A 12,625-nucleotide genomic window follows, 5' to 3' on the forward strand; every position below is an offset into this window, starting at 1 on the left:
TTTTGGTGACGAAGGCATTAATAGTGTCGTTGCCGATGATTTTTGGGAAAGCACTAAAAATGTAATGCAAGGCCATTTTAAAAGAGGACATTTCAAACAAGGATTGGTAGATGGTATTTTAAAAGCCGGTAAGCAATTGGAAACTTATTTCCCATGGGAAAATGGCGATAAAAATGAAATTCCTGATGATATTTCCATAGGATAAAAATTCAAATGAGCACTATGCAGTCAGAAGTCCGCAATCAACCTATTAATTATAACAAAAGAAGCGTTTATCAACGCTTTCTTTTTAGCACACTGTTGATTATAGGCAGCATTCAGCTTGGATTTTCTCAGTTTAATATTCCCGATAAGCCTAAAAAACTCACCGACCAAACCAGTGTTTACCAATACACTTCTTTATTATCTGAAAGTGAGAAAAGCACTTTAGAACAAAAGCTGATCAAATATTCCGATACTACCTCAACCCAAATTGTCGTGATCATCATAAGTTCAACCCAAGGTGAAAACATCAATTATTTAGGTGCGCAATGGGGTCAAAAATGGGGCATCGGACAAGAAAAAGAAGACAATGGCGTGTTGATATTGCTGGCTAAAGACGATCGGAAAATTGCCATTAATACAGGTTACGGCGTTGAGCACTTGTTAACGGATGCAATGTCACGACGCATCATTGAACGTGATATTATTCCTTACTTTAAACAAAATGATTATTACGGCGGACTAAACCGAGGTGTTGATGCCATTTTTGAAGTCATGACCGGCGAATATAAAGGCACACGACAAGACAACACTCCTGAAGAATTTCCTGCCGGATTTATTATCCTTCTTTTTATAATATTCATCATTATCATCATTTCGATTTCTAATAAAAATCATGGCGGCGGTGGCAATGGCCCAGGGAACAATAGCGGTGGGGATTTCAGTATTTGGGATGCCATTATTTTAAGTAATATGGGACGTGGCGGTATGGGCGGTGGCGGTCGTTCATCCGGAGGTTTTGGTGGTGGTGGATTTGGTGGCGGCGGCTTCGGAGGTGGTTTTGGTGGCGGCGGCTTTGGGGGTGGTGGCGCTTCAGGAGGTTGGTAATTACTTTAACTTCCTTAAAACTCAATAACTGAATCACCATAAGATGATTATTGAATTACATCATATGCATAGTTCCTCCGCCTCTTTGTTTCATTTCCCCTTTTGCTCCTAAGCTGTTAAATTTCCAGTTAAAACTCAACATAAAATACTGCTCTAAAACTGTACTTTGCGAATCTTGGATATAGTTATCCGTCGTCGTACGTTGGGCGTTGGTATTTTGATTCAGCAGATCATAAACTTTTAGAGTGACCGTTCCATTATCTTTTAAAACGGAATAGGCCAAAGTTGCATTCCAAAACCAGGCACTTTTTTGAAAGCCTTGTGCCACGTTGGGATTATATCTATAATCGATGTCATTTCGCCATTCCAATTTTTTAGGAAAAAAGGTTGCCGTTCTAATACCCAGACTATGGCTCATAAAATTCCGATCGTCCAAACGGTCTAAATCGTACTTTGTTTTTGTAAATGACAAACGGTAATTGGGGCGTATTTCAAAAAGATCTTTCCAAGAATAAGTGATTTCCAAGTTTGGATTTAACTGTGTGTTCAGCGCTGCGTATTCAACGTCATTATTATAATTAACCTGCTGGCTTAAACTGCCAGATAAACCCAATCTGAATTTTATTGTTTGAAGAGGATCTAATTTAAAATCCTTGCTAAAACTAGAACCAAGGGACATATTATAATTACCATCGACGTTGGTATAGGTCGTATTTTTAACAAAATTTTCATCAACCAGCGATTTGGCTACCACATTATCTTCGGTGAAATTGGCATGTGCATATACATAAAAACCAGTTCTCTTTTGAAAATCAAAATTATTGAACCCAAAATTCAATCGATGATTTGTTGAAGGTTTTAAATTTGGATTTCCAGTGATTATATTCAAAGGATTAGAAACATCCTGATAGGGCTGTAATTGCGAAATTTGTGGTACTTGATTTGAATAATCATATTTAAAATTAAATGATGATTTTGGACTAAAACGATAATTTAAATTGGCATCCAAGTTCAAAAAATCAAAACTTTGCTCTAAACTCAATTCTGGTCGTAATTGATCGCTATTGCCAATGGTTCTGTTTGAATATCCCGAACCTAAACCAAATGACATCTTTTCTGAATCATAGACTACCTTAACGTTAGGACTGTGCTGTCTATTTTTATTGGTAAAATTGGTACTCAACTGCGTATTGAAATCATCATAAAGCAGTGAGTCGTCATCAAAATCAAAAGTACTTCTAATGTCTTTACGCTTATCATTATCAAAACTATAGTTAAAATCCAAGAACCATTTTTTGGCCTGTAATGGCAATCGGTAAGTAATGCCCATAGCCAAACTATTGGAGTTTCTTTTTCCGTCTGTAAATTGTTTTCTTATAAGATCACTAGGATTAGTACCATAAATATGAGTTTCTGAATTCAAAAAATCATCAGAATCGGTTGTGTTTATACTGGTGTTCATCCGCAATCTTAAAAAAGCACCCTTTGATCCAAACCTCTTTGTCATATTAAGATTATTTCCAAAATTTTTGGCAAGGCTTTCTACAAATGATCCTGTTTCCGATTGATTGGTCAAAATATCATTTTCATCGCGTGAGGCTTCCTCCCTTTCAAAGATGGTACTCGATTCCGTAAATCCAAAGGAAGGACGAATATTGACCATAAAAGTAGAATCGATCTTGATATCAAAAGTCATATTGGCCCTATGGCTATCCGTATCGTTTTTTGAATTGGACGTTGAATTGGTAAAATATCTAGAGTCTGGCAAGAAATTCTCCCGTTCGGTAAGCGTTGCGTTATTTGAATGGCTTCCTGAATAAAAATAATCCCCCGAAAGATCATTGCCCTTACCTAATTGATCGGCATAATTTACGCCGGCTGTATTGGATGTGGTGATGCCTTGTCCGCCACCAAATGAACGCCCATCAATAGAAACGACGCCACCTCTGCCCCCCATTCCTCTGCTACCTCCAAACATTTTTCGTATTTCGCCAAAACTAAATCCCGAGGAATTCACATTATTTCCACTTGTCAAAACACTTAACCGCTGCTCATTATCAAAAAGATTGACCATTCCTGCAAATTCATAACGACTGTCCGTTCCTGCTCCTGCCGAAACCCGCCCAAACACTCCTCGGTTATTCTCTTTTTTAATAGTCAGATTTATGGTCTTATTTTCACGGTTACCTTTCTCGCCACTAAAAGCTTCCGATTTTGATTTGGTATCCGTTATCTGAATTTTTTCAATAAGTTCTTTGGTCAAATTTCGTGTGGTAATTGTAGGATCATCACCAAAAAAAGGCTTGCCATTAACCAGGATTTCACTGACCTCTTTGCCATCAACTTTAATAGTGCCATCTTCATCAACCTCAACACCAGGCAACTCTTTTAACAAATCTTCAACATTGGCATCGCGTTTGGTTTTAAATGAAGCAACATTAAATTCTAAAGTATCCTTTTTAATGGTAATTGGTGCGCGCGATCGGATGACAATTTCATCCAACGCGTTCATCGGTAATAATTCGATAGTTTTTAAATCGATAGGCGATTTTTCAATCTTGATAGTTTTGGTATATGGCTGATAGCCAACATATGAAATCGTCAGATTTAAAGCGTCATCGTTGGTTCTGTTTTCTAAAGTAAAATTGCCATTTTTATCAGAAATAGTATAAGTTACCAAAGTGGAATCTTTGAGCGTTTCTAAATAAACAGTGGCCGATTCTAACGGAGTTTTATCGTCCTCGGAAATTAAAACGCCAGAAATTTTGAATGGAGATCCTTGTGAAAAAACCAAAAAGCCACACAAAAGCGTGACTATGGAAATATACTTCTTCATAAACTTTATAGCTGATAATTAAGTGCTTTAAGGCATCGAAGATAAAAGAGATATCTTATTACCCTCTTAAAAAAATCCTAAATAAAATTTATATTTTACTTTTTACGCATATATATGCTAATAGGAACACCATGGAAGTTAAATTGTTCGCGCAACTGATTCTCTAAAAAGCGTTTATACGGATCTTTTACATACTGCGGCAAATTACAGAAAAACGCAAATTGCGGTTGCGGTGTTGGCAACTGCATAATGTACTTAATTTTCACGAATTTACCTTTTAAGGCCGGTGGCGGATTGTTCTCTATAATTGGCAGTAATACTTCGTTGAGCTTACTTGTTTTTATCTTTTTACTACGATTGTTATAAACTTCAACAGCAGTTTCTATGGCTTTAAAAATACGTTGTTTATTGAGTACCGAAATAAAAACAATAGGCACATCAGTAAAAGGTGCTATTTCTTTTCGGATTTCTCTTTCGTAATCTCTTACCGAATTGGTGTTTTTTTCCACCAAATCCCATTTATTTACCAAAATGACAATTCCTTTTCTGTTGCGTTCGGCCAACCAAAAAATATTTTGCACCTGGCCGTCAAAACCACGTGTGGCATCATGGACCAATAGGACGACATCACAATGCTCAATGGCTCTGATACTGCGCATCACCGAATAGAACTCCAAATCTTCCTTGACTTTGGATTTACGACGGATTCCCGCAGTATCTACAAGATTAAATTCAAACCCAAATTGGTTGTATTTGGTATCAATGGAATCTCTTGTTGTACCGGCAATATCCGTAACGATATAGCGATCTTCGCCAATTAGTGCATTAATAAACGATGATTTCCCCGCATTGGGACGACCTACAACTGCAAATCTAGGCAATTCACTTTCTTCTTCAATAACATCTTCAGGAAGTGCTTTTACAACGGCATCCAGCAAATCACCCGTACCACTACCACTAATACTTGCAATATTGAAAAACTCACCCAAACCTAAGGAATAGAATTCTACTGCATTTTCTGCACGTTTATTATTGTCCACTTTATTCACTGCCAAAAACACAGGCTTACTAACCCGTCTTAATAATTTGGCTACATCTTCATCCATACCGGTAACGCCGGTTTCGACATCCACCACAAAAATGATCACGTCGGCTTCTTCAATGGCAATTTCAACCTGTTTGTCAATTTCCGCTTCAAATACATCATCACTGCCCACAACATATCCTCCGGTATCAACAACCGAAAACTCACGGCCATTCCACTCCGATTTGCCATAATGCCTGTCTCTAGTTACACCACTCACCGCATCAACAATAGCTTCCCTACGCTTAATTAAACGGTTGAACAAAGTTGATTTACCAACATTGGGACGCCCTACAATAGCTACTATATTACTCATACTTTTTTAATTGTTTGCAAATGTAGTGTTTCCATATTAAAAAAATAGACTATTTTCCGCACACTAAACTATATCTATGCCAATATCTAACGAAATTGTATTAAGACCGCGTTTTAAAATGGAATTAAACCATAATAATGCATCCGTATTAAAAATATTTGAAGATGCTAAAACCACTAATGAAACTTATAAAATTGTGAGAGTTGACGATCATGTTTTTATCCGGTTACCAAAACACCATCAACAATTTTGGTCGCCACAATTGCATTTAGAAATTAATGAAAACACCGAAAAAACTTCTACTTTACATGGTTTATTTGGACCCAACCCCACCGTTTGGACGATGTTTATGTTTTTGCATTTTGTAGTGGCCGGTCTTTTTATAGCTTTTGGAATTTGGACTTATACCAATTGGACTTTAAAAAGCACCTATGGTTTTCAAATGGGATTGATGTTGCTCATGGTTGCCACTTGGTTTGCGCTTTATTTTGCAGGACGAATTGGAAGAGCAAAAGGAAAATCTGAAATGTATGCGTTGTATGATTTTATGGATACGACTTTAAAAAGTAATGGATTGCTTTAGGTTGAAGAATGTTATTACACAGAGTTGCACGGAGAAACACTAAGATTTACAGAGAATTATTGATGAATCTGAATTCAGTGGAAACTCATTAAATGGCAACTATAAAATCACCTTAATGAGCAAAGTAGCAAAAAGAATTATTCTACAGTGATTTGTAAATCAACATTCGACAGACGTAATTAGATCACCTGACAACGGATAACCCACAACCGGTAAAACTACTTCTGATTATATCCAAATCGCTTCAACTGCTTTTGATCACTTCGCCAATTTTTATTGACTTTTACATAAAGCTCCAAATGCACTTGTTTTCCAAAAAAAAGTTCTAAATCTTTTCGAGCTTCAATACCCACTCTTTTTAAAGCAGCACCTTTATGGCCAATAATAATTCCTTTTTGGGTTTCGCGCTCTACCATGACCACCGATCTCATTCTGATGATATTTTCTTCTTCAAAAAACTCCTCCGTATCAATTTCAACGGCATACGGAATTTCCTTTTTATAGTGCATTAATATTTTTTCGCGAATGGTTTCATTCACAAAAAAACGTTCTGGCTTATCAGTTAACTGATCTTTTGGATAAAATGCAGGCGATTCTGGCAACAATTCAATGATTTTATCAAAAACCTCTTTCACATTAAATCCTTCTAAAGCTGAAATTGGATAAATCATGGCATTGGGCACTTTTTCAGACCATAATTGCACTTGTTCTTCCAATTGCTGCTGATTGGATTTATCGATTTTATTGAGCAATAACAACACAGGAATATCTGAATTTGTGATTTTCTTAAAAAAAGTTTCGTCCTTTAGTTCCTGTTCGCCAATTTCGACCATATATAAAAGTACATCAGCATCTTCAAAAGCAGATTTTACAAAATCCATCATGGATTCCTGAAGTTCATAAGCCGGTTTGATTATTCCTGGGGTATCAGATAAAATGACCTGAAAATCATCACCATTGACAATTCCAAGAATGCGATGTCTTGTAGTTTGTGCCTTTGAGGTAATGATCGATAATTTTTCGCCTACAAAGGCATTCATCAATGTTGATTTACCAACATTTGGATTTCCAATGATATTTACAAAACCAGCTTTATGCATCTTGTTATATTTTATTCAAAGATAAGTTTTAAATTTTAAGACAATCCATTAATTAAGTTGGGCTTTCATCGTTTCTAAATTTCACGAAAACCCAAAAATTCACTTGGGATATTGTTTCTTAATATTTCGGATTAAATCCTCCAAGCCATTCAATTTCAATTCATAGACAGTAGCAAGCATTGTTCCCAATTGTCCTTTAGGAAATCCTTTATTGTGGTACCAAACAATATAAAACTCAGGCAAATCAATAAGAAAACGACCTTCATATTTGCCATAAGGCATTTTGGTATGTGCTAATTTGATCAGAAAATCAGTATCTGGTTTTAATTCAGACATATCAAAAATTTACGCAAAGAGAAGTTTTAAAATAGTTTAAGGTATGGCTGTTTACGCCCATTTAAAAGTGATGACTTTTTCTATATCCGGATGAAGACTGAAAAGCACCGGACAGGTTCTACCTGTATTTTCAAGAATCTTTTTAGTTTTATCATCGGCTTCGACTGGTAAATTCATGACGACTTCTATTTTTGAAATACGACGTGGATTACTGGCCATTGTTTTTGTGACTTCTGCTGTAGTACCCGTCATATCCACTTGCATATCCCTAGCTTTAATTCCCATAACGGTCATCATACAACTTGCTAATCCTGTGGCAACAGTATCAGTTGGCGAAAATGCCATTCCTTTACCATTATTATCGGTTGGTGCATCGGTAATGAATGTATTTCCAGATGATAGGTGCGTACATTCCGTTCTTAAATCGCCTAAATAAACTACTTTTGATGTCATAATTTTACTTCTTCTATCGTTAAATCACTGGTATATTTTACAATATAAACCGCTTCGTTAAGATAACCGCCTTGTGGTTTTTTTGAATATCGAAACTTGTTTTCAGTATATTCAGTTTCTATCGCACTATTGGCGGTTTGGTACAAATCGTCGGCAGAAGCCAAACGCAACAATATATCCAAAGTTAAATCAAAACCTCTGACTGCAAACCTGTTAGGTTCAACACCGTATTTCTTTTTGTATGATTTTACAAAACTGTCCGGGTGGTCGGAATTCAAGCTTCTATTGATGGATGCATAATGGAATTGCAAATTTGAAAGGTGATAATTGGACACATTGACACCTTCAAAAGCATCTGTTTTATTGGTAGTGACCAAAATAACTTCTTGATTTTTATTGGTCAATCCATTAAGCATACTGGTAACGTTTGATACTAAAGCTTCATTGGCGGTTTCTAAAAACACATAGTTTTTTCCGCTGACAAATGCTCCATTTAAATTGGTGGCCTGAATATAATAAGCATCACGTCCGGTCTTGTCGTCTTTCCGCGATAAAATCAATTTTGCATTAGGAAATTCTGATTTTAACCGATTGCTTACATTGGTATGCGAATGATCGGCGATGATGACCACGTTGCGTCTTAACAAATCATCTTTTACATATTGGATAATTGACTTTTCGAGTTTTTCCTGTTCTGGAATGGTTTGGAAAACATTTTCAAGTAATTGTGTTGGTTTTGTAATGGGAGAAATTACGGGTATTCTATCTTTTTCGAGCGCAAGTGCCACCCGATCTAAATTTTTGGCCGTCAGTAGACCAATAACCGCATCGTATTTAGAAAAATCATTATTGTTCAATATTTTAGAAATTTCAGCAAGTTGATCAGCAGTATCAAAAACTTTCACATTTGATGAAATGCCCAATTGTTTTGCAGAATCGATAGCCATCAAAATACCGGAATGAATATCCAGCGAAACTGATAAACGTCGGTCATTTTTAATAGAATTTTTAGTCTGCTGAATAGAGTCTGTAGTTACCCGAGCTAAACGAAAAGGCAACATAACAGCAATTTGCTTAGTCCTTAAATTTTTTAGGTTCGAATTCAAATTAGTAATTTCTACATCTTCGAGTTTTTCACCAACCATGATATTATTTGGTATTTTTAGAATCATACCATCTTTTAATCCATCAACCTTCAACTCAGGATTAAGATTTTCCAACTGCTCTTGAGTGAGCCCTAATTTGACTTTTAATCTATAATAACCTTCACTTTTTTGTACGGTATAATAATTAAAATTCTCATCAATGACTTTAACATCGGTCGCATTGGGAACATTAATGATATCGCCTGGTTGTAGCACCTCATTCATATTTGGATTTAAGATTTCCAAATCGGCCACGGTAATTCCATATTTATAGGCAATTCCCCATTTCCCTTCTTTCGGCTGAACGGTATAAGTTTTTAGCGCAGCATTAGGTGTTACTTTTGAAGCGACGGTTTTGTATTGTGGAATACGGATTTGATCACCTTTCTTCAAGTTTTCAGAATACAAACGCTTATTGTGTTTTTTTATATCTTCAACTTCAATATTATAGGTTTTGGAAAGGCTATAGAGTGTTTCCTTGCGTTTCACTTTATGGGATTTATAGCCTATCAGCTCTTTAGTTTCAACAGGAAGTCCGGAAACAATCGTTGAAACATTAGGAATGATCAAAACAGAATCGACAATCAGTCTTTTCTTTGCATCCGGATTTAAAATATAAATATCCGAAGCCGTTACTTGATATTTTTTTGCAATCGACTCAACAGTTTCTCCTTGCTTTACTGTATGCGATTTGAATTTCTGCGCATTGGCAAACCAACTGCATGACAACGTAAGGATACAAATTAAAATTAACTTTTTCATTGACAAATGTTTATATATTCCCTTCTTGCTGTTTCGTAAAAGCTAGAAGGGAATGTCTTAACTTCTTATAATGTAATCGGAATTATGAGATTCCTGCGTTTGCAGAAATTTGTTATTCCCATTCAATAGTTGCCGGTGGTTTTGAACTGATATCGTACACCACTCTATTAACGCCTTTTACTTTATTTATTATTTCGTTTGAGGTTTTTTGTAAAAACTCATAAGGCAAATCTACCCAGTCGGCGGTCATTCCATCTGTACTTTCAACAGCTCTTAAAGCAACACATTTTTCATAAGTACGTTCATCACCCATAACGCCAACACTATTAACGGGCAATAAAATAGCTCCAGCTTGCCATACCTTGTTATACAAGCCGGATGATCTCAAATTATTTATAAAAATGGCATCAACCTCTTGTAAGACTCGGACTTTTTCGGCAGTAATATCACCCAAAATACGAATCGCTAAACCAGGTCCGGGAAAAGGATGACGGTCCAATATAGCCTCATCCATTTTCATGGATGCACCAACACGTCGCACCTCATCTTTGAATAATGCTCGTAATGGCTCAACAATTTTCAATTTCATAAAATCTGGTAAGCCACCAACATTATGATGACTTTTTATGGTAGCACTAGGTCCTCCTGTTGCAGAAACACTCTCAATCACATCGGGATAAATGGTGCCTTGTGCCAACCATTTCACATCTTCAATTTTATGTGCCTCATCATCAAAAACCTCTATAAACACGCGTCCTATTGCTTTTCGTTTCAATTCCGGATCACTTAATCCAGCAAGCGCATCCAAAAAACGTGCCGAGGCATCAACGCCTTTTACATTAAGTCCCATGCCTTCATATTGAGCGAGGACACTTGTAAATTCATTTTTACGAAGCAAACCATTATTAACAAAAATACAATATAGATTTTTTCCGATAGCTTTATGAAGCAAAATTGCCACTACTGATGAATCTACACCTCCCGACAATCCTAAAACCACTTTATCATCTCCAATTTGTGCTTTTAAAGCTTCAACAGTTTCCTCAACAAAAGATTGTGGTGTCCAGTCCTGTTCTATTTTTGCAATATGAACCAAAAAATTCTCTAACAATTGTTTGCCATCGGTAGAATGATACACTTCTGGATGAAATTGAATACCATAAGTCTGTTCGCCTTCAATGACAAACGCGGCATTTTCAACATCTTTGGTACTTGCTATGAGCTGACCGTTAGTTGGCAGTTTTTTAATGGTATCACTATGACTCATCCAGACTTGACTTCCTGTATTTATATGATCAAATAAAGGCTCATTACTATGAATGAAAGTTAAATTGGTCCTACCATATTCACGGGAATCAGAAGGTGCGACCAATCCACCAGAAAAATGCGACAGATATTGCGCACCGTAGCAAATACCCAGCAATGGCATGTGGCCTCTAATTTTTGACAAATCGGGTTGCGGAGCATTATCTGATCGTACGGATGATGGTCCGCCAGATAAAATAACGGCTTTAAAGCTTTCTACTTCCGATGGGATTTTATTGAACGGATGGATCTCACAATAAATATTGAGTTCCCTAACACGTCTCGCAATAAGCTGTGTGTATTGCGATCCGAAGTCTAAAATAAGTACTTTATTATGTTGCATGTGCAAAAATAAGGATAGATTTTATATTGGCGAACTTGGGCTCGGGTTTTTTGTTTATTTTTTTATAAAGCTATTGAATTTACAGCACCGTTGTCAAGCAAACGTTATTTGAACTCATGTACCGAATTAGCGTTAAAGTCATAAACTAAAAAACTGTCCAAAAATAATGGACAGTTTTTCAATATCTAAACAATTAATATTTACAACCTATTTAATGATAACTTTTTGTGTTTTAGCTTGATGATCATTGCTCAACTTTACGATATAAACGCCAGTGTTTATGGTTGAAACATCAATTGCATTCTCTGTGCTGTTAGCGTTGAGCGCTTTACTCAGCACCATTCGGCCATGAAGATCATAGACACTTGCTGTTGTTGCTGATTTCAATTGACCAAGAATCATGATGGATTTCGGCGCATCGGCAACATAGATGCGTATATTATCATTGGACGGTAAATTGTCTATGGATAGCGGTTTGGATGAATAATGGATATTAAAACGTTCAGCAGTATTCAACTCTACTGTGGACGTAAAGGTGTATGAACCTTTATTAAGTAAAACCATAGTATTTTCCTGCTTATCTTCCAAGTACACATTAATTGTGGAAGGTATGGTGGATAGGCTATCAATACTAATGCTCAATTCGGCACCAGCTTTAGCCTTAATCCCCAACGGAACCGTCACCTCATTAAAATCGTCATAAGGTAAGGATTGAATAGCGATATTTGTTCCAGAATGGTCTTCAACCAAATTTGTGTATATCAAAAAGTCACGCGCCACACCTGTAAAGGTGCCTGCGTCATAACCTCGATCCAATCCTCTGGTGGTACCATCAATAAAATAGATACTTGTGACATCACTTTTTTGGGAATCACTTAATTTGAGCTTGCTTAATGCAATATTTTTACTTGGTCTGCCAGCAATAAAGTCGTCTGTATTACCGGTAATTCGCATTTCTGGGGTAAAACGGATTATTCCTCCGCCTTGTTTTGCATTTACAAAGAAGCCTTGCCCAGGAGCAATTGGAGACTGAGGACTAGCTTTATTCACCACCGTCCAAGTATTAGAAACTCCTGTATAGCCGTAAATAGCCACATTACCGTTACTAAATTCACCTTCGTTCTCTTCAAAAAACTTCTCAAAATCAAGATATGATGGGTATGGATTTCCGATTAGGTTCCAGGCATTGCCTGCCGGAGCTTCAGAAATCTCAACATCAACAGGATTCTGAGTAATCCTTCCTTTAAAAGTTAAGGCGCCCCCTTCAAATGAT

The 12,625-nt window shown here is 36.6% G+C and carries 11 protein-coding genes; 3 read left to right on the forward strand and 8 right to left on the reverse strand.

The features are described 5' to 3' along the window. Together VNJ50_RS02875 and VNJ50_RS02880 are read left to right on the forward strand one after the other, a co-directional pair. A partial coding sequence (locus VNJ50_RS02875) for a TPM domain-containing protein (RefSeq protein ID WP_414652860.1) occupies positions 1–205 on the forward strand: 205 nt, incomplete at its 5' end. 17 nt (positions 206–222) lie between these two features. After that, positions 223–1,089, forward strand: coding sequence for a TPM domain-containing protein (locus VNJ50_RS02880; protein ID WP_325578877.1), 867 nt, complete (start codon positions 223–225; stop codon positions 1,087–1,089). Positions 1,090–1,144: 55 nt separating this feature from the next. Here the strand turns inward: VNJ50_RS02880 and VNJ50_RS02885 are convergent, their stop codons facing one another. After that, on the reverse strand, positions 1,145–3,925 hold the full coding sequence (locus VNJ50_RS02885) for a TonB-dependent receptor (protein WP_325578879.1): 2,781 nt from the start codon (positions 3,923–3,925) through the stop codon (positions 1,145–1,147). A 95-nt stretch (positions 3,926–4,020) separates the two neighbouring features. Beyond that, positions 4,021–5,325 carry a ribosome biogenesis GTPase Der gene (der, locus tag VNJ50_RS02890; RefSeq protein WP_325578881.1) on the reverse strand — a complete coding sequence of 435 codons (1,305 nt, stop codon included), beginning with the start codon at positions 5,323–5,325 and terminating at the stop codon, positions 4,021–4,023. Between the two features lie 76 nt (positions 5,326–5,401). Here der and VNJ50_RS02895 point away from each other — a divergent pair, with 76 nt between their 5' ends. Further along, on the forward strand, positions 5,402–5,908 hold the full coding sequence (locus VNJ50_RS02895; protein WP_325578883.1) for a GTP-binding protein: 507 nt from the start codon (positions 5,402–5,404) through the stop codon (positions 5,906–5,908). A gap of 218 nt (positions 5,909–6,126) precedes the next feature. On the opposite strand, the gene era is transcribed toward VNJ50_RS02895, so the two are convergent. The 6 genes from era to VNJ50_RS02925 all read right to left on the reverse strand — a co-directional run. Beyond that, complete coding sequence (gene era / locus VNJ50_RS02900; RefSeq protein WP_325578885.1) at positions 6,127–7,008, reverse strand: GTPase Era; 882 nt, start codon at positions 7,006–7,008, stop codon at positions 6,127–6,129. Between the two features lie 99 nt (positions 7,009–7,107). Further along, positions 7,108–7,344, reverse strand: coding sequence for a DUF3820 family protein (locus tag VNJ50_RS02905; RefSeq protein WP_325578887.1), 237 nt, complete (start codon positions 7,342–7,344; stop codon positions 7,108–7,110). A gap of 51 nt (positions 7,345–7,395) precedes the next feature. Then, positions 7,396–7,797 (reverse strand): OsmC family protein, encoded by a 402-nt coding sequence (locus VNJ50_RS02910; RefSeq protein ID WP_325578889.1) that lies wholly within the window; start codon positions 7,795–7,797, stop codon positions 7,396–7,398. Beyond that, positions 7,794–9,704, reverse strand: coding sequence for an amino acid ABC transporter substrate-binding protein (locus VNJ50_RS02915; protein WP_325578891.1), 1,911 nt, complete (start codon positions 9,702–9,704; stop codon positions 7,794–7,796). The genes VNJ50_RS02910 and VNJ50_RS02915 overlap by 4 nt, the downstream gene beginning before the upstream one ends. A 112-nt stretch (positions 9,705–9,816) precedes the next feature. Further along, positions 9,817–11,352 (reverse strand): glutamine-hydrolyzing GMP synthase, encoded by a 1,536-nt coding sequence (guaA, locus tag VNJ50_RS02920; RefSeq protein ID WP_325578893.1) that lies wholly within the window; start codon positions 11,350–11,352, stop codon positions 9,817–9,819. A 207-nt stretch (positions 11,353–11,559) separates the two neighbouring features. Continuing rightward, a partial coding sequence (locus VNJ50_RS02925) for a T9SS type A sorting domain-containing protein (protein WP_325578895.1) occupies positions 11,560–12,625 on the reverse strand: 1,066 nt, incomplete at its 5' end.

The organism is Gelidibacter sp. (assembly GCF_035577925.1).
Lineage (GTDB): Bacteria > Bacteroidota > Bacteroidia > Flavobacteriales > Flavobacteriaceae > Gelidibacter.

Coding starts and splice junctions, on each gene's coding strand:
- VNJ50_RS02880 (WP_325578877.1), top strand. CDS start 223: ATGCAGTCAGAAGTCCGCAATCAACCTATTAATTATAACAAAAGAAGC.
- VNJ50_RS02885 (WP_325578879.1), bottom strand. CDS start 3,925: ATGAAGAAGTATATTTCCATAGTCACGCTTTTGTGTGGCTTTTTGGTT.
- der (WP_325578881.1), bottom strand. CDS start 5,325: ATGAGTAATATAGTAGCTATTGTAGGGCGTCCCAATGTTGGTAAATCA.
- VNJ50_RS02895 (WP_325578883.1), top strand. CDS start 5,402: ATGCCAATATCTAACGAAATTGTATTAAGACCGCGTTTTAAAATGGAA.
- era (WP_325578885.1), bottom strand. CDS start 7,008: ATGCATAAAGCTGGTTTTGTAAATATCATTGGAAATCCAAATGTTGGT.
- VNJ50_RS02905 (WP_325578887.1), bottom strand. CDS start 7,344: ATGTCTGAATTAAAACCAGATACTGATTTTCTGATCAAATTAGCACAT.
- VNJ50_RS02910 (WP_325578889.1), bottom strand. CDS start 7,797: ATGACATCAAAAGTAGTTTATTTAGGCGATTTAAGAACGGAATGTACG.
- VNJ50_RS02915 (WP_325578891.1), bottom strand. CDS start 9,704: ATGAAAAAGTTAATTTTAATTTGTATCCTTACGTTGTCATGCAGTTGG.
- guaA (WP_325578893.1), bottom strand. CDS start 11,352: ATGCAACATAATAAAGTACTTATTTTAGACTTCGGATCGCAATACACA.